The 18,153-nt window shown below is 74.9% G+C and carries 12 protein-coding genes; 1 reads left to right on the top strand and 11 read right to left on the bottom strand.

What is annotated here, in order from left to right:
- Positions 1-25 precede the first annotated feature (25 nt).
- From ACZ3TI_RS04495 to ACZ3TI_RS04505, 3 genes are read right to left on the bottom strand one after another with little or no spacing between them, the layout of a single operon-like run.
- Positions 26-1,429, bottom strand: coding sequence for a DHA2 family efflux MFS transporter permease subunit (locus ACZ3TI_RS04495; protein ID WP_465723219.1), 1,404 nt, complete (start codon positions 1,427-1,429; stop codon positions 26-28).
- On the bottom strand, positions 1,426-1,611 hold the full coding sequence (locus ACZ3TI_RS04500; RefSeq protein WP_465723221.1) for an MbtH family protein: 186 nt from the start codon (positions 1,609-1,611) through the stop codon (positions 1,426-1,428). Before ACZ3TI_RS04500 ends, ACZ3TI_RS04495 begins: the two co-directional genes overlap by 4 nt.
- Positions 1,608-9,239, bottom strand: a complete 7,632-nt coding sequence (locus tag ACZ3TI_RS04505) for an amino acid adenylation domain-containing protein (RefSeq protein ID WP_465723223.1) — start codon at positions 9,237-9,239, stop codon at positions 1,608-1,610. Before ACZ3TI_RS04505 ends, ACZ3TI_RS04500 begins: the two co-directional genes overlap by 4 nt.
- 119 nt (positions 9,240-9,358) lie before the next feature.
- Between ACZ3TI_RS04505 and ACZ3TI_RS04510 the strand changes: the two genes are divergently transcribed.
- Positions 9,359-10,591, top strand: a complete 1,233-nt coding sequence (locus ACZ3TI_RS04510) for an amidohydrolase (protein ID WP_465723225.1) — start codon at positions 9,359-9,361, stop codon at positions 10,589-10,591.
- Positions 10,592-10,716: 125 nt separating this feature from the next.
- On the opposite strand, the gene ACZ3TI_RS04515 is transcribed toward ACZ3TI_RS04510, so the two are convergent.
- The 8 genes from ACZ3TI_RS04515 to ACZ3TI_RS04550 all read right to left on the bottom strand — a co-directional run bounded on the left by ACZ3TI_RS04515 (position 10,717) and on the right by ACZ3TI_RS04550 (position 18,106).
- Positions 10,717-11,526 carry an AMP-binding protein gene (locus ACZ3TI_RS04515; RefSeq protein ID WP_465723227.1) on the bottom strand — a complete coding sequence of 270 codons (810 nt, stop codon included), beginning with the start codon at positions 11,524-11,526 and terminating at the stop codon, positions 10,717-10,719.
- Positions 11,526-11,750, bottom strand: a complete 225-nt coding sequence (locus tag ACZ3TI_RS04520) for a phosphopantetheine-binding protein (RefSeq protein WP_465723229.1) — start codon at positions 11,748-11,750, stop codon at positions 11,526-11,528. Before ACZ3TI_RS04520 ends, ACZ3TI_RS04515 begins: the two co-directional genes overlap by 1 nt.
- Before the next feature lie 5 nt (positions 11,751-11,755).
- Positions 11,756-11,914: a hypothetical protein gene (locus ACZ3TI_RS04525; protein ID WP_465723231.1), complete on the bottom strand. Its 159-nt coding sequence runs from the start codon at positions 11,912-11,914 to the stop codon at positions 11,756-11,758.
- Entirely contained in the window at positions 11,911-12,558 is a 648-nt protein-coding gene (locus ACZ3TI_RS04530; RefSeq protein WP_465723233.1) for an isochorismatase family protein, read from the bottom strand. Before ACZ3TI_RS04530 ends, ACZ3TI_RS04525 begins: the two co-directional genes overlap by 4 nt.
- A gap of 79 nt (positions 12,559-12,637) precedes the next feature.
- The gene (locus tag ACZ3TI_RS04535; protein ID WP_465723235.1) at positions 12,638-14,326 is read right to left on the bottom strand and encodes a (2,3-dihydroxybenzoyl)adenylate synthase; all 1,689 of its coding nucleotides are present in this window, start codon (positions 14,324-14,326) and stop codon (positions 12,638-12,640) included.
- Positions 14,323-15,534 (bottom strand): isochorismate synthase DhbC, encoded by a 1,212-nt coding sequence (gene dhbC / locus ACZ3TI_RS04540; RefSeq protein ID WP_465723237.1) that lies wholly within the window; start codon positions 15,532-15,534, stop codon positions 14,323-14,325. Before dhbC ends, ACZ3TI_RS04535 begins: the two co-directional genes overlap by 4 nt.
- Positions 15,535-15,619: 85 nt before the next feature.
- A complete protein-coding gene (locus ACZ3TI_RS04545; protein WP_465723238.1) occupies positions 15,620-16,402 on the bottom strand; it encodes a 2,3-dihydro-2,3-dihydroxybenzoate dehydrogenase in 783 nt (260 codons plus the stop codon).
- Between the two features lie 498 nt (positions 16,403-16,900).
- Entirely contained in the window at positions 16,901-18,106 is a 1,206-nt protein-coding gene (locus tag ACZ3TI_RS04550) for a CapA family protein (RefSeq protein WP_465723240.1), read from the bottom strand.
- Positions 18,107-18,153: the final 47 nt, after the last annotated feature.

Raw genomic sequence — 18,153 nt, forward strand, 5'->3', positions numbered from 1 at the left:
GGAGGCGTCACGCCCGGCGCTGCCCTCAGTCCTCCGGGGGTGGGGGCGGTGCTTGTGCGGGGAGGCGGGTGGCGAGGACGGCGGCGACGGCGACCAGGAGAGCGGTCAGGAGGAGGGCCAGGCGGTAGGGGGTGGTGCCCGAGTCCGTGGGCAGGGCGGCGATGAGGGCGGCGGTGGCGGCGATGCCGAGGGCGCCGCCGAGGGTGCGGAGGATGGTGAAGAGGCCCATCGCGCGGCCCATCGCGGGTGGGGGGACGTCGGCGAAGCCGGCGATCTGGACGGTGAGGACGGCGGTGCCCAGGATCAGGCCGACGCCGAACATCAGGGCCCGGACGAGCCACGGGTCCTCCGCGTAGCCGAGCGCGGCGAGCACCGCGGCGGCCAGCAGCAGGCCGGGCAGGGCGAGGCGTCGTGGGCCGAGGCGGGGCAGCAGGCGGTCCACCAGCTGGGAGGCGGCCATCAGGCCGAGCGCCTCCGGGAAGACGCTGAGCCCGGCGTCGAGCGCGGAGGCACCGAGGGCCGCCTGGTAGAGCAGCGGGAGGGCGAACAGCGCACCCATCAGTCCGGCCGAGGTGAGCAGGGCCAGCAGGCTCGCCGTGCCGAACGTCCGGTCGGCGAGCAGTCGCAGGTCCACCAGCGGTTCGTCGGACCGGAGTTGGTGGCGAACGGCCGCGCCGAGCAGGACCAGGCCCGCGATCCCGCTCAGGGCCACGCCCGGGGAGGACCAGCCGTGGCCCGGGCCGAAGCCGAGGGCGTAGGTCAGCAGGCCGAGGCCGGGGGTGGCGAGCAGGAATCCGGTGGTGTCGAAGCGGCCGGCCGGCGGTTCCTCCGCGCCGCGCAGCCCGAGGACACCGATGGCGACGGCCGCCGCCCCGATCGGCACGTTGACCAGGAACAGCCAGTGCCAGGACAGGTGTTCGGTGAGGAAGCCGCCGAGCGGCGGCCCGAGGGCGGGCATCAACGCGGTGGGGACGATCAGGATCCGGCCCAGGCCCGCCCGCTCGTGCGGGGCGAAGGCCCGGAACAGCAGGGTCATCCCGACCGGGGTGAGCAGTCCGCCCGCCACGCCCTGCACGGCGCGCGCGGGGGCCAGCGAGCCGAGGCCGGGTGCGGCGGCGCACAGGGCGGAGGCGAGGGTGAAGGCGCTCAGCGCGGCGAGGAAGACCCGCTTGACGCCCAAGCGGTCGCCCAGCCAGCCCGCCACCGGCAGACCGAGGGCGAGGCCGACCAGGAAGGCGGTCTCGACGGCATTGGCCGCCGAGACGGGCCTGCCGAAGTCGTCGGCGATGCTGAACAGCGCGGGGTTGACGATGGTCGAGTCCAGGCCGTTCATGCACATCGCGGCCGTGTAGACGACCACTACCGCGGCGCGCCCCGCGAGCAGGGGGCGCGCCGGGGCCTGGACGGCGGGGGCCTCGGGAGGGGTCACAGGTCGGTCCAGTGCGCGCTGATCCAGGCGAGGGCGGCGGACCGCTCGCACGGGCCGTGGGCGACGTTCCAGCCGGCCGGGACGGCGGCGAAGGCGGGCCACAGGGAGTGCTGTCCCTCGGGGTTGACGAGGGCGAGGAAGTCGCCGTCGGCGTCGAAGGGGTTGGCGGGGGCGTCACTCATCGGTGGTCTTCTCCATCGTCGGTCTTCTTCGGGTGGTCGGCGGTCGCCAGGTGGTCGGCGGCGGGCACGGGCTCGGTGGCCACCGGCTGCTCGGCGGCCATCGGGTGCTCGGCAGCCGTCAGGCGTTCGGCGATCACGCTCGCGATGTGCGCGATCGGGGCGGGCAGGGTCATGTCCTTGTGGGAGCAGGCCACGTCGGTGTTCGCGATCCGGCCGGACACGTACGGGGTCCAGAGCTCGGGCACCAGGGCGTCGTCGATGGTGTCGACGGTCGCGCGGAAGAAGAGCACGTCGCCCTCGTAGCGGCGGTGGTCGTAGCCGCGCACCAGGTGGTTGGTGTTGAGGTAGATCCGGTTCAGCGCGGCCACGGTGGCGTCGTCGAGTCCGGCGAGCGGGCTGCCCTCGCGGCGCAACAGCTCGGTGACGGAGTCGAGTTCGAGCGGGCGGCCGTCGAGGTCCTCGGGTCCGAAGCCGCCCATGGTGAGCAGCGCCTCGAGCGCCTCGGCCTGGTCGGGGACGGGCAGCTCGCGGAAGCCCTCGGCGGGGTAGGCGTCCAGGATGGCGAGCAACTCGACGTCCTGGCCGAGCTCCTGGAGCCGGACGGCCACGGCGTGGGCGATGATCCCGCCGGTGGACCAGCCGAGCAGCCGGTACGGGCCTTCGGGCTGGACCTCGCGCAGCCGGTCGGCGTAGTGCGCGGCCAGCTCTTCCATCGTGCCGGGCAGCGGGTCGGCGGCGGTGGCGGCGCCGACGCCCTGGGCCTGGAGACCGTAGATCGGCACCTCGCCGGGCAGGTGGCGGATCAGGCCGGTGTAGCACCAGCTGAGGCCGCCGGCGGGGTGGATGGCGAACAGCGGGCGCTGCCGTCCGGGGGCGGCGGGCCGCAGCGGGAGCAGTACGTCCAGCGCGTCGATGCCCTGCGCCCCCGCGGCGAGCGCCGCATCGAGGGCGGTGACGGTGGGCGCCTGGAAGAGCGTCCCGATGCCGACCTCCAGCCCGAGCACCTCGCGGATCCGCCCGGCGAGGCGCACGACCAGCAGCGAGTGCCCGCCCAGGGCGAAGAAGTCGTCCTCGACGCTGACCGCGGCCACGCCCAGCACCTCGGCGAACAGTTCGCACAGCTGCTGCTCGCGCGGGGTGCGCGGCGGGCGGCCGGCACCCGCCGCAGGGGCCCCGGGGGCGGGCAGGGCGCGGCGGTCGAGCTTGCCGTTGGCGGTCAACGGCAGGCGGTCGAGCAGCACGACGGCGGAGGGCACCATGTGGACGGGCAGTTCGGCGGCGGCGTGGGCGCGCAGGTCTTCAGGCACCAGGCTGCCGGGCATCGCGCCATCGGACTCCGAGCCGTCGGGCACCCTGCCGCCGTCGGGCACCGTTCCACCCGCCACCACGTAGGCGACCAGCCGCTTGTCCCCCGGCGTGTCCTCGCGGACGACCACCGCGGCGTCGGCGACGGCCGGGTGAGCGGCCAACACGGCCTCGATCTCGCCGAGTTCGATCCGGAAGCCCCGCAGCTTGACCTGCTGGTCGGCGCGGCCGAAGTACTCGAGAACGCCGTCGGCGCGGCGGCGGGCGAGGTCGCCGGAGCGGTACATCCGGGTGCCGCGCTCGCCGAACAGTCCGGCGTACGGGTCGGCGACGAAGCGGGTGGCGGTGAGGTCGGGGCGGCCGAGGTAGCCGCGGGCGAGGCCCGCCCCGGCCACGTACATCTCGCCGGTGACGCCGGGCGGTACGGGCTGCAGGTGCCGGTCGAGGACGTAGACGCGCAGGTCGGGGATGTTGACGCCGATGGTGCTGCTGCTTCCGGCTGCGGCCCTAGCCCGGTCGAGGGCGATGTACGAGACGTGCACGGTGGTCTCGGTGATGCCGTACATATTGACCAGGGTCGGTGCGTCCTCGGCGTGCCGGGAGTACCAGTCGTCCAGCCGGGCGAGTTCCAGTGCCTCGCCGCCGAACACCACGTAGCGCAGGGCGAGTTCGCTACCAGGTCGGTCCCGGTCGGCGGCGCTGAGCTGGTAGAACGCGGACGGCGTCTGGTTGAGCACGGTGACGCGTTCGCGGGCGAGCAGTTCGAGGAAGGCGGCCGGGTCGCGGCTGACCAGGTGCGGGACGACGACCAGCCGCCCGCCGTGCAGCAGGGCGCCCCACAGCTCCCAGACGGAGAAGTCGAAGGCGTAGGAGTGGAAGAGCGTCCAGACGTCCTCGGCGCCGAAGCCGAACCAGTGGTCGGTGGCGCTGAACAGCCGGACCACGTTGTGGTGGGTGACGGGCACGCCCTTGGGGCGGCCGGTGGAGCCGGAGGTGTAGATGACGTACGCGGTGTCCCCGGCGCGCAGCGGGCGGGTGCGCTCGTGCTGCGCGAGCGGGACGGCCGGGTACCGCGCGGATTCCGGCCCGTCGACCAGGATCTGCGGCACCTGGTGGTCGGGCAGCCGGGGTGCGGTGGCGCGGTCGGTGAGCAGGGCGGCGGGGGTGGCGTCGGCCAGCATGTAGGCGAGCCGGTCGGCCGGGTAGTCCGGGTCGAGGGGCAGGTAGGCGGCGCCGGACTTGGCCACCGCCAGCAGCGCGACGACGAGTTCGAGCGAGCGCGGCAGGGCGAGGGCGACGATGGTACCGGGGCCGATGCCGTCGGCGACCAGCAACCGGGCCAACCGGTCGGCGCGGGCGGCGAGTTCGGTGTAGTCGAGCTCGCTTCCCTGGTAACTCACCGCGACAGCGTGCGGGTTGGCTGCGGCGGCTGCCTCGAACAGTTCGGGCAGGGTGGCGGCGGGGGGAGTCGTGGTCGGGCCGACAGCGTCACCGGTGGCGTTCCACTCGACCAGGGCGCGCAGTCGCTCCTCCTCGCTGATCAGCGGGAGCCGGCCGATCGGGGTGTCGGGGGCGGCCGCGGCGGCGGTGAGCAGCCGGGACAGCCGTTCCGCGAGCGCGGCCACGGTGGCGGCGTCGAAGAGGTCGGTGCGGTACTCCAGGAAGCCGCCGATGCCGCCGCCGGGCAGTTCGCCCGCGTTGAGGGTGAGGTCGAACTTGGCGGTGCCGCTGGGGACGGCGGCGATCTCGGCGGTGAGCCCGCCGCCCAGCGCGGTGCGCTCGTCGGGGCGGCTCTGCCAGGCGAGCATCACCTGGAACAGCGGGTGGCGGGCGAGCGAGCGCGCCGGGTTGAGCTCCTCCACCAGGCGGTCGAAGGGCAGGTCGGCGTGCTCGTGGGCGTCGAGGACGGTGGTGCGGACGCGGGCCAGCAGCTCGCGGAAGGTCGGATCGCCCGACATGTCGGTACGCAGGACCACGGAGTTGACGAAGTAGCCGACCAGTGCGGCGGTTTCCTCGTCCTCACGCCCGGCCACCGGGGTGCCGACCGGGATGTCGGCGCCGCAGCCGTGTCGGGTGAGCAGGGCGGCGAGCCCGGCCTGGACGGCCATGAAGACGGTGCTGCCGGCGGCCCGGGCCAGCCCGGCGAGGGCGGAGTGCGCCTCGGTGTCGAGGGCGAAGGGCACGGTCGCACCCCGGTGGTCGGCGACGGCGGGGCGGGGACGGTCGGTGGGCAGCTCCAGCTGGTCGGGGATTCCGGCGAGCGCGGTGCGCCAGTACTCCGTCTGGCGGACGGCGAGCGGGCTGGGCGCGTCGGCGGTGCCGAGGCGCTGCCGCTGCCAGGCCGCGTGGTCGGCGAACTGGACCGTGAGCTGCGGCAGTTCGGGCACCCGTCCGTCGAGTCGGGCGGAGTAGGCGGCAGCCAGGTCGCGGACCAGCGGGGTGGTGGAAGCGCCGTCGCCGGCGATGTGGTGGAGCAGGAGGAGCAGGGTGTGCCCGACAGGAGGTCCGCTTGGACCATCAGGCCGATTGGGCCCGTCAGACCCAGGCCCGTTGGACCCGCCAGACCCGTCAGGCCCGTCAGGCCCGTCAGGCCCGTCGGAGAACAGCGTGGCCCGCAGCGGCGGTTCGGCGGTCAGGTCGAACGAGTATCGGACGGCGTCGGCCAACTCTCCGCTCCCGTCGCGCAGTTCGACCGAAGTGGCGGGCAGGATCCGCTGGTACGGCGTGCCGTCCGGCTCCTCGCCGTAGACGGTGCGCAGGACCTCGTGGCGGGCGACGAGGTCGCCGAGGGCGAGGGTGAGCGCCTGCCGGTCGAGCGGGCCGGTGAGGGTGAGTGCGAGCGGGATGTTGTAGGTCGGGCTGGGGCCCTCGAGGCGGTGCAGGAACCAGAGACCGCGCTGGGCGGGCGACAGCGGCATCCGCTCGGTGCGCGGAACGGGCACCGGGACGGGCACCGCGGCGGATCGCGGTTCCGGGGTGTCGGAGTGGCCGGGATCGGCCTGGCCGCCGAACAGGGCGGCGAGGCTGGCCGGGGTGGGGTGGCGGAACACGTCGGCGAACCCGACCGGCCTGGCGAAGGTCTCGCGGAGCCGGTTGGCGAGGCGCCCGGCGAGCAGCGAGTGCCCGCCGAGGTCGAAGAAGGAGGCATCCCGGCCGGGGGCCTGGGACAGGCCGAGGACGTCGGCGAACAGCCCGCACACCAGCTCCTCCTGCGGCGTGGCCGCGGCGGCGCCTTCGGTGGCGACGGCCGGCTCGGGCAGGGCGCGGTGGTCGAGCTTGTCGTGGGTGGTGCGCGGCAGTTCGTCCAGCAGCAGCACGGCTGCCGGGACCATGTGCGCGGGCAGCCGGGCGGCGAGCGCGGCGCGCAGCCCGTCCGGCTCAGGGGCGCTGCCGGGTGCGGGGACGGCGTAGCCGAGCAGGCGCCGGCCCTGCGGTCCCGGGCGGGCGATCACCACGGCCTGGGCGACGCCGGGCAGTTCGGCGAGGACGGCGGCGATCTCGCCTGGCTCGACCCGGAAGCCGCGGATCTTCACCTGGCCGTCGGCGCGGCCGAGGAACGCCAGGGTGCCGTCCGGGCCGCGGCGGGCGAGGTCGCCGGTGCGGTACATCCGGCTGCCGGGCGGACCGAAGGGATCGGCGAGGAAGCGCTCGGCGGTGAGGTCGGGGCGGCCGAGGTAGCCGCGGGCCAGGCAGGCTCCGGCGACGTACAGTTCGCCGGTCACGCCGTCGGGTGCGGGGCGCAGCGAGCCGTCCAGGACGTAGGCACGGGAGCCGCGCACCACCCGGCCGACCGGGGCGCCGTCCGGGCCCGGGCTCCAGGCGTAGGCGTCGACGGTGGTCTCGGTCGGGCCGTAGAGGTCGACGGGGTGCAGGCCGGGGACGGCGGTCAGACGCTGCCAGAGGGCGGGCGGGGTGGCCTCGCCGCCGACCACGAGGACGGACGGACGGTGCCGCCCCTCGTCCAGGATCCCTTCGGCGATGAGGACTTCGAGGTAGGAGGGGGTGAGGTCGAGGTAGTCGATGCGCTCGCGGTCGAGGTGGGCGGCCAGGGCGGCCGGGTCGCGGTAGGTGGCGTCGTCCAGCAGGTGCAGCTCGTGGCCGTGGACCATCCAGAGCACCGGGTCCCAGGAGGCGTCGAAGGCGAACGAGGCGCTGTGGGCGACGCGCAGGCGCTCGCGGCCGGTGCGGCGCAGGGCGGGGACGATGTGGTCCTCGGCGAGGCCGGCGTGCAGGTTGGCCAGCGAGGCGTGGGTGACCACCACGCCCTTGGGGCGGCCGGTGGAGCCCGAGGTGTGCAACACATAGGCAGGGTGGTGCAGTTGCGGTGCGGGCGGGGCGGTGTCCGGAGCGCCGTCGCCCTCCCCCGGGAGCACGGCGGGCAGGTCGGCGGGCAGGTCGGCGGGCAGGTCGAGTCCGGCGAGGGCCTCGGCGGTGCCCACGACGCAGACCGGGCGGGCGTCGGCCAGGACGGCGGCGAGCCGCTGCGGGGGGTGGGCAAGGTCGAGGGAGACGCAGGCGCCGCCGGCCTTGAGGACGGCGAGCATCGCGATCAGGGTGTCCACGCCGCGCGGCAGGGCGATCGCGACCGGCGCGCCGCCCCGAACCCCGAGGGCGGTCAGCCGGTGCGCGAGACGGTTGGCGGCGGCATCGAGCTGGCGGTACGTCAGGGCGGTTGCGCCGCAGCGGACTGCGACGGCCTCCGGGGTGCGGGCCGCTTGGGCGGCGAACAGTTCGGGCACCGTCCGCTCGACCGGGGGTTCGGCGCGGCCTGCGGTGGCCCGGCGTAGGGCGTCGGCGTCGAGCAGGTCGATCCGGGCGATCGGCTCCTGCGGGGCGGTGAGCAGCAGCTCGGCGAGGGCGTCGAGGTAGCGCAGCAGGCCGTCGCGGTGGGCGGCGAGGGAAGCGGCGCCGTGGCGGGCCGGGTCGGCGTCGATGACCAGGCGCAGCGCGCCGTCCGGGCCGGGCGAGACGTTCAGGGCGAGGTCGTCCACGGGACCGGCGGCGAGGTTGCGGACGGTGCCGGGCAGGCCGGCCAGGTCGAGGTCGCCCTCGAAGGCCTTGATGTTGACCATCGGGCCGAACAGGGCGCGGCGGTCGCCGGTGCGGCCGAGGTCGCGGCGCAGGTCCTCCAACGGGTAGCGCTGGTGGCGGCGGACGGCGCGCAGCTCGCGGACCACCCGGCGCAGCAGGGCCTCGGCGCTGTCGGCGGGGTTGACGGCGAGGCGCAGCGGGAGCACGTTGGCGGCGGCGACGGGGGTGCGCAGGGCGGCCGGGCCGCGCCGGTTGGCGAGTGGCAGGCCGAGGACGACGTCCCGGCTGCCGGTCAGGCGGTGCAGGTAGCCGGCGGTGGCGGCGAGGATCAGCTCGGCCCAGGTGGCGCGGACGGCGCCGGCGGCGCGCTCCAGGCGGTCGCGGGTGCCGGCGGGGAGCTCGGCGGTGAGGCGCAGCGGGGTCGCGTCGGCGTGGGGATCAGTGGGGCGATCGGGCTGGTGGTCGGGGATGCCGGGGAGGGTCGCCGGGGTGTCGGCGTCGGCCATCCGGGCGGACCAGTAGGCGCGGTCGGCGCGGTAGTCCTCGCCGTCGCGGTACGCGGCCTCCTCGGCTGCGGCCTCGGCGAGGCGGGCGAACGGGCTCGGGGCCGGCTGTCCGGCAGCGGCGGGCTCGGCAGTCGCGGCCTCGGCGGCGGCGCCTGCGCGGTACAGCTCGGCGACCCGCTCGCCGAGGATGGTCAACGCGTAGGCGTCGACGGCGAGATGGTGGATCCGCCGGTACCAGATCCGGTGGTCGTCGGCGAGGCGGATGAGCGCGTGGGTGAACAACGGCCCCTCGGCGAGGTCGACCGGGCGGGCGAGGTCGGCTCGCATCCAGGCCTCGGCGACCTCCTGCGGGTCGGCTTCGGTCTCGCTGCGCAGGGTCTCGCTGCCGGCGGTTTCGCTACCGGCGGTTTCGCTACCGGCGGTCTCGGCGCGCAGGTCGAGGCGGTGCAGCGGCCAGTGGCGGGCCGGGCGCAGCCGCTGACGGGGCGTACCGTCGGGGCCGGTGACGAAGACGGCGCCGAGCGCCTCCGCCTCCTCCACCGCCTGCCGCAGCGCCCGCTCGAACCGGTCCTCGTCGAGCGAGCCGGCGATCTCGACGGCGTCGCCGGTGTTGTAGACCGGGGTGGCGGGGTCGAGCGCCTGGGCGTACCAGATGGCCGCCTGGGCGGCGAGCAACGGGATGTCGACGGCCTGGGGCTCTCCGGTCCGGGTCCCGACGGTCCGGGCCTCCCCGGTCCGGGTCTCGACGGTCTGGGTGTCGCCAGTCTGGGTCTCGGCGGCGGGCATGGTTCGGAGAGCTCCTCGGGGATCCGGAACGCCTTACTTAGGTTAGCCTAATCTAACTTCATATGATCCGGTCAACGGCCCCCCAAAGGCCGAGCCCTGACGCCCCGGAGGCGCCGCCCATGCCCCTGCCCGAGTCCCTTTCCGAGCCCCTGCCCGCGGACCTGTCCGCAGACCTCGCCGTGAAGCTGCCCGCGGACCTGTCCGCGGACCTCACCGTGAAGCTGCCCGCGGACCTCACCGCGGCCAAGCAGGCCGTCCACGACCGCGTGCACGCGCACCGGGCGGAGCTGCTCGCGCTCAGCCGCCGCATCCACTCCCACCCCGAGACCGCCTTCGAGGAGCACCGCGCGGCCGCCTGGTGCGCCGACCTGCTGCGCGACCACAGTTACTCCGTCACCGCGCCCGCGCACGGCCTCGCCACCGCGTTCAGCGCGACCCTCGGCAGCGGACCGGTCACCGTCGCACTGGTCTGCGAGTACGACGCGCTGCCCGGCCTCGGACACGCCTGCGGGCACAACCTGATCGCCGCCGCGGGTCTCGGCGCGGCGCTCGGGCTCGCCCCGTACGCCGATCAACTCGGGCTCACGGTACGGGTGATCGGCGCGCCGGCCGAGGAGCGCGGGGCGGGCAAGGCGCTGCTGCTCGCGGCGGGGGCCTTCGACGGGGTGGACGCGGCGATGATGATCCACCCCTGCCCGGTCGAGGTCGCCGACTTCCGCTCCTTCACGCTCGGCACGCTCTCCGTCCGCTACACCGGGCGCGCCGCCCACCCGAGCCTCAACCCGCACGACGGGCGCAACGCCGCCGACGCGCTCACCGTCGCGCAGGTCGCGATCGGGCTGCTGCGCCAGCAACTCCCGCCGCACTGGCGGGTGCACGGCATCACCACCGCGGCCGGGACGGCGCCGAACCTGATCCCGGACAGCGCGAGCGCCGAGTACGAGATCCGAGCCTCGGCCGCCGAGGACCTGACGGAGCTGCGCACCCGGGTCGAGGACTGCTTCCGCGCCGGGGCCGTCGCCACCGGCTGCGAGGTCGAGCTCTCCCGACCCGAGCCGGACTACCTGGACATGCGCTCCGACCCGAGGCTGCTGGACCTGTGGCGGGCCAACGCGGCGGCGCTCGGCCGGCCGGAGCCGGTCGAGCGCGGACCGTTCGCCTGTACGGACATGGGGAACGTGTCGCACGCGGTGCCCTCGATCCATCCGGTCCTGGACATCACCGGCGGCGCCTGCGCCCCGCACGAGGAGGCGTTCGCCGAGGCGGCGCTGGGTGCGGCGGCGGAGCGGGCGGTACTGGACGGCGCGGTGGCGATGGCGTGGACGGCGGCGGACCTGGCGGCGGGCGAGTAACAAGCGACAGGTGGGAGACGGCAGGTGACAGCTGACAGATTTCAGCGAACAGATTTCATCGTCTGTTCGCTGAAATCTGTTCACCGAAATCTGTTCGCCGAAGTCTGTCTGGAAGCTGTCCGCCGTCACCCGCCCAGCAGCACCGTCGGCGCCACCCGCACCGCCGTCACGCCCAGCTCCCGTACCAGCTCCCCGATCTCCCCCTCCCGCTGCGGGTCGGCGAGGACCACGGCGGCGCCGGTCCGCAGCGGCCAGAGGAACTCCCAGAGCGGCAGGCCCAGTTGCAGGATCCGGTCACCCGGGCCGAGCGGGTGCTCCGCCTGCAGCTCGCGCATCCGGCGGTCCGCCTCGGCGTGGGTGAGCCGGACGGCCGTCGGGCGCCCGCCCGGGCCGTACCCGACGCAGAGCAGGTGCTGCGGGGTGAGCGCCCGGGGCGGGTCGGTGGGCAGTTCGCCGTCCGTCTCCAGCCCGGCGAGCGCCCCCGGCACCCCCTCCCCCAGCACGCACACCGGCGCGTTCTCCGCGAGCAGCCGCTCCCGCCGCCCGGGCGCGTCCGCCGGGTCCAGCGGCAGGTACGCCGCACCCGACTTCACCACCGCCAGCAGCGCCGTCAGCAGCTCCGCCGGACGCCGGGGCTTCGCCAGGCCGACCACCGCACCCGGACGGGCCCCGCGGGCGGCCAGGGCGCGCGCCAGCCGGTTGGCCGAGGCGTTGAGCTCCCGGTAGGTGACGGTCTCCCCGCCCGCGAGCACCAGCGCCGGCGCGTCCGGCGTCCGGGCGGCCTGCGCCTCGACCGGGCCCACCACGGTGGTCGCCGGGTAGGTCACCGTGCGGCGGGGCAGCGACGGCGCCGCGGCCAGCACCTCCTCCCGCACCAACTCCCGGACGGCCTCCGGCACGAACCCCCGCGCGGCGTCCCGTACCACCGCCTCCATCAGGCCGCGCCCAGCAGCTCGGCCCAGGCCTCGACCGCCGGACGCTCAGCGAGCTGGACGAACGCCACCTCGGCGCCCTCCGCCCGCCAGCGCTCGGCGAGCGTCATCAGCCGGATGGAGTCCAGCCCCCAGTCGACCAGGTTCTCGTCCACCGGGATGTCCGCCGGGTCCTCGCCGAGCAGGTCGGCGACCTCGGCCCGGATCCGCTCCACCGTGAATCCCATACCCGTCACTTCCCGCCCACCTCGTCCGTCTCGCCCATGCCGTCCATCACGCCCGTCGTACCCATCGCGCCCGTCGTACCCATCGCACCCATCGCGCCCGTACCGCTGATCCCGCCCGTACCGCTGATCTCGCCCGTACCGCTGATCCCGCCCGTACCGCTCATCCGCTCATCCCGTCGAGCATCCCGAGCATGGTCTCCGTCATGGTGACCACTCCGCAGCGCCCGGCCACCCAGGCCAGCGCGGCGCGGTGCTCCGCCGCGCCGAAGTCGGCGACCGCGTCGGCCACCACGAAGGCCTGGATGTCCCGCATCCAGGCGTCGCAGGCGGTGGCCTGCACCCCGATGTGCGCGTACACGCCGGTGATGACCAGCTGGTCCCGGCCCTGCTCGCGCAGCAGCCGCTCCAACTCGGTGCGCACGAAGGCGCTGTACTTCCACTTGGTCAGCACGGTGTCGCCGGGCGCCGGGGCGACGGCGTCGGCGATCGCGGTGGCGCGCGGGTCGTCCGGGATGCCCGGTCCCCAGAAGTCCTGCTGCAGCCCGCGCTCGGCCGGGCTCTGTCCGCCCAGCTGCGCCGAGTACACGACCGGGACACCTGCGGCACCCGCCGCCTTGGCCAACCCCGCGACGTTGCCGAGGAGTTCGGGCACCGGTGCGGCCTCGGTGTCGAAGGCGCCCAGGAAGTGGTTCTGCAGGTCGTGCACCAGCAGGACGGCGCGCGCCGGGTCCACCGTCCAGGCGACCCGGTTGGCGGGCAGCTCCTCGGCGGCGGGCATGGGATAGGAGGGAATGCGGGGCAGGCCCACGGTGGTCGGTTCCTTAACAACTAGACGGAGAGCAACTGGACAACGGCTGGACAGCGACCGGACGAGGACCGGGCGGCCGTCAACCGGCGGTCAGGGAGGCCGCGATGGCGGCGCGCAGGTCCTTCTTGCTGACCTTCCCGATCCCGGTGGCCGGGAAGGCCTCGACGAACTCGACCCGGTCCGGCACCTTGTACTCGGCCAGCCCCCGTTGCCGCACGAACCGCTTCAACTCGACGCCCTTCGGCGGCTGTTCGCGGTGCTCGGCGCGGAGTACCACGTACGCGCAGGTGCGCTCGCCGAGGTACGGGTCGGGCATCGACACCACCGCCGCGTCGTGCACGGCGGGGTGTGCGAGCAGGTGGTTCTCGATCTCCTCGGCGGCGACCTTCTCGCCGCCCCGGTTGATCTGGTCCTTGGCCCGCCCCTCGACCACCAGGTGGCCGGTCGGGGTCCGCCGGACCAGGTCGCCGGTGCGGTAGAAGCCGTCCGCGGTGAAGGAGTTCGCGTTGTGGTCCGGCGCGTTCCAGTAGCCGCGGATGGTGTACGGGCCGCGGGTCAACAGGTGGCCAGTGGCACCGTCGGGCAGGTCCCGGTCCTGGTCGTCGACCACCCGGACCTCGTCGTCCGGGGAGATCGGACGGCCCTGGGTGGTGGTGATCAGCTCCTCCGGGTCGTCCAGCCGGGTGTAGTTGACCAGTCCCTCGGCCATCCCGAACACCTGCTGGAGCGTGCAGCCCAGCACCGGCCGCACCCGCCGGGCCGCCTCCGTGCTGAACTTGGCGCCGCCCACCAGCAGCACCTCGAGGCTCTCGTAACCGCGGGCGCCGCGCTCGGCGGCCTCCAGCCAGAGCAGCGCGAGCGGCGGCACCAGACCGGTGACGGTCACGCCCTCGCGCTCGATCAGCGGGAAGGCCGTCTCCGGGTTGGGCTGCGGACAGAGCACCACCCGGCCGCCCGCGTACAGTGTGCCGAGCGAACCCGGGGAGCTGAGCGGGAAGTTGTGGGCGGCGGGCAGCACGCACAGGTAGACGCTGTCCGCGTCCAGCCCGCACAGCTCGACCGAGCCGCGCAGCGAGTAGATGTAGTCGTCGTGGGTGCGCGGGATCAGCTTGGGCACACCGGTACTGCCGCCCGAGAGCTGCAGGAAGGCCACATCCCCCGGCCCGGGCTCGTCGCAGGGCGTGCCGCCGGGCTCGCCATGGGCCGTGTCGCCGGAACCGTCGCAGGGCACGTCCGCCAGCCGCACGTGCTCCCCCGCGTCCTCGCCGGCCACCAGCACCAGTCGCAGCGCGGGGTTCTCCGCCCGTACCCGGGAGGCGAGTTCGCGGTAGTCGAAGCCGCCGTCGACGGCCGGCACGACGTACGCAACCGCACCCGTGAAGGAGCAGAAGTGCCCGATCTCGGTGTACCGGTGCGCGGGCAGCGCGAAGACCGGCAGCGCGCCGATCCGGAACAGCGCGAAGACCACCTCGAAGAACTCGGCGGCGTTGGGCAGTTGGACCACCACCCGGTCCCCGGACCGGATCCCCCGGGCCCGCAGGCCGGCGGCCATCCGGTCGGCCCGGCGGTCGAGTTCGGCGTACGTCCAGCGCCGCTCCGTCGCGGCCACCGAGTGGCCGCCCGGGTCGACGACGGCGATCCGCTCGCCGTGCGCGGCGGCGCGCTCGCGCAGCATCCGTCCGAAGGTCTCGCCGCGCCAGTACCCGGCGGTCCGGTAGCGCTCGGCGAACTCGGCGGGGTACGGGGTGAATCCGTCCGTCGTCGTCACCGGTTCACCCCCGCGGCGTCCAGGAAGGTGCGGAACTTGGCGCTGGTCTCGGCGAGTTCGTCCTCCGGCCGGGACCGGTCGACCACCCCCGCGCCGGCATACACCCGCAGCGTCCGCTCGTCCGCCTCCGCGCAGCGGATGGTGACCACCCACTCGCCGTCGCCCGCCGCGTCACCCCAGCCGACCATGCCGGTGTAGAGCCCGCGGTCGAAGGGCTCGACCTCGCGGATCACCCGGCGCGCGAGGCGGGTCGGCGTGCCGCAGACGGCCGGGGTCGGGTGCAGCGCGCAGGCCAGCTCCAGGGCGGAGACCGCCGGGTCGGCCAGCTCGCCGGTGATCGTGGTGGCCAGGTGCCACATCGCGGCGGTCCGCACCAGGGTGGGCCGTTCGGGCACCGTCAGGGTGCGGCAGTACGGCGCCAGCGCCTCGCGGATGGCGTCCACCACCACGGCGTGCTCGTGCAGGTCCTTGGGCGACTCCAGCAGCGCGGCGGCGCGCCGGACGTCCTCGCCGAGGTCCTCGCTGCGCGGCACCGAGCCGGCCAGCGGGTTGGCCAGCACGGCCGTTCCCCGCCGGGAGAGCAGGAGTTCGGGGCTGGCGCCGATCAGGGTGCGACCGCCGCCCGCCGGGACGGCGAAGCTGTAGCCGCCCGGGTCGCGGCGGGCCAGCCGCTGCAGGATCGCGGGCAGGTCGAGCGGCTCGGCGGCGCTCAGCTCCAGCGTCCGGGCGAGCACCACCTTGCTCAACTCCCCGCCGCGCAGCCGCTCGACGGCCGCCGCGACACCGGCGCCGTACGCCTCCGGCTCGGGCACCGGGCGGATCCGCCAGTCGGTCGGCTCGGCGGGCGGCGCGGGCAGCGCGATCAGCGGGTCGTCGCGCAGCGCCCCGGCGGTCCGGACCCGCTCGGGCACGACGAGCTCGACCCGACTGTCCCGGTCGAACGCCACCGCGCCGACCACCAGCGGTCGTTCGACCCCGGTGCGGCCCGCCTCGGCCAGCGCCCCGGCGACCCGCTCGGGCAGCGGCCGCCCGTCCTGCGGCACCCGGGCGTGCACGCCGGAAGTGAGCAGGGTGCGGGTCGGCGAGGCGAAGAACGCCTCGTCGGGGGCGGCCCGGTACTGGCCGAGCAGTCCGCTGGCCGCGCCGATGACGGCGTGGTCGGGTCCGCCGGCGGCGGGGGCCGCCGGGGCGTGGTGCACCGTGGTCACGGTGGATTCTCCAGTCTGGGACGGGTCTATGGGGGGCAGCAGGCCTTCGGTGACCGGCAGGCCTTGGGAGGGTCGAGGGGACGGCTCAGGCGCGCAGGGTCGCGCCGCCGTCGACGTACAGGTCGTGCATGGTGATGTGCCGCGCCCGGTCGGAGGCCAGGAACACCACGGCCTCCGCGATGTCGGCGGGCGCGGCGATCCGGCCGAGCGGGATGCCGACCCGCCAGGCCCCCAAGTCGCCCTCGATCACCCGCCGTTCGGCCGCTGAGGCGTCCTCGCCCCACAGCGCGCGCTGCATCTCGGTGTCGGTGGACCCGGGCGACACGACGTTGCACCGCACCCCGGACCGGGCGAGTTCCAGCCCCAGGCAGCGGGTGAACATGGTGGCCGCCGCCTTGGACGCCCCGTACGCGGCCATCCCGGCCCGCGGCACCCCGGCGGCATTGGACCCGACGGTCACGACGGCTCCGCGCCCACGCTCCGCCATCCGCCGCCCGACGGCGCGGCTGACGTGGAAGACGCCGGTGGCATTGACGGCGAAGGTGTCCGCCCAGTCGGTGTCGGTGAGTTCGACGACCGGCGCGGTGCGCAGGATCCCGGCGACGTTCACGAGCGTCTCCACCGGGCCGAGTCGACCTTCGATCAACTCGACCGCGCCACCGACCGCTTGAGCGTCGGACACGTCCAGGACGTACGGCCTGACGGCCGGCAGTTCCGCCACCAGGGCGTCGAGCGCACCGGCTTTGCGGTCCACCGCCGCGACGACGGCTCCCTCGGCCACCAGCGCCCGGACCACGGCCGCGCCGATGCCCTGTCCGGCCCCGGTGACCAATGCGACGGTACCGGCGAATTCGGACTGCTGCTGCACAGGACATCCCCTCCGACCAGCAAGATTAGGCAAGGCTAACCTAACACAGTTGTTCGCCTACGCCGAGAGCCTGTGCGAACGTCAATTCGGGGAAAGCCCGCCCGCCGAACGCGGAAACACCCGCGGACGGCGGCGAGCCGGGGACGGCCCCCGGGGCCGCGGACGACCGGCTGCACCGATCCGGCGGCGGCGGAACCACCGCCCAGCGGGGAACCGACGGATCCAGTCGAAGCCGTCGCGACCCACGCCGTCGACGTGCTCGGCGCGCCGCAGGCCGACTCGTAAGGCCACCCGCCGGGAGACGAGGTCGGCCGGGCGTAAGCGCCACAGCCAGGGCCGACCGGACGGATGCGGGCGATCAGGGGGAGCCCGGGCTCGGTGGCCCCCGCCCAGGCCGCTACGGCAGTGCCGCCCTCGCCCGGGAGACGCAGGGCGGGCCGACGGGTCGTCAGTTCGTCATGCCTGACAGGTCCGTCATGAGGTGACCGTACGGGCGCCTTACGGCGACGCGGTGGTAGCCCCGGAAGCCGCGGGGGCCCCGGGGGCCGAGGGAGCTGCAGCAGCAGCCGGAGCCTTCGGCGCCGGGGAGAGGCCCGCGCAGCCCCGCAGGCCGTCGCGGCGCTTGAGGGCGGCCTCGGCGGCGGCGCCGGTGACCGGCTGCGGGACGCCCTTGTCGTCGATGGTCGCCGGGTCGAACGCCTCGCCGGTCACCTTGCCGTCGGCGGTGAGGGTGAGGGTGGTGACTCCGGTCTCGTTGGAGTTCGGGTAGTTGGAGGTGCCGTACCAGAGGAAGTTGCCGAAGCCGTACCCGACGTAGGTGTTGCCGAGCATGCCCGAGCCGACCATGGTGTGCGCGTGGGTGCCGACCACGGCGGTGGCGCCCGCGCCGGCGAGCTTCTTGGCGACGGTGGTCTGCGCGGCGGTCGGGCAGGCCTTGCCCTCCTCGCCCCAGTGCAGGTAGACGAGCACGACCGGGGCCTGTTGCTTGGCCGTCTCCACCGCCTTGACCAGCGCCGGGACGTCCAGCGCGGAGGCGATGCCCGGCTTGTTCGCGCCGGCCCGCCACTTCTGGTTGGTGAGGTCCTCGACCTGGCTGGCGGCGACCACGGCGACCTTCACTCCGCGCACGGTGGTGACGTACGGGGCGAACGCCTCCTTGGCGTTGCGGCCGACGCCGACGACCGGGATCGGCGAGGAGTCCTTGGCGGCGAGGGTGTCGGTGAGGCCGTCGGCACCGAAGTCCACGGCGTGGTTGTTGGCCATCGAGACGACGTCGACGCCCGAGTCCTTCAGCACCGAGAGCGCCTTGGGCGAGGTGCGGAAGGTGTAGAGCTTGGGCTCCGGGGCTCCGCGCCCGGTGATCGCGGTCTCCAGGTTGAGGACGGACAGGTCGGCGTCGGCGAGGGTGCGGGAGGTCGGGCCGAGCGCCGGCTCGGGCGGCTGGACGGCCAGCCTGGCCTCGGTGCGGCCCTCGAAGTGGACGTCCCCCGCGAAGGCGACGGTGATGGTGCCGTCGGGCCGGGGCGCGCTGCTCTTGCTCGGGGGCGCGCCTGGGGAAGGGGTGCCCGGGCCTCCCGGGGCGACGGCGGAGGAGGACGGGGCGGGAGCCGCGCCGGCCGGGGCCGGGTCGGGGTCGTCCGGACCGCAGGCGGTGACGGCGGTCAGCCCGACGAGCAGCGCGACGGCGGCCGCGGCACGGCGCATGAGTGGTTCCCCCCGAGGACGGTGCAAGAGCGGTCAGCCTACGCCAC

It is taken from the genome of Kitasatospora sp. NPDC023120 (assembly GCF_055560835.1).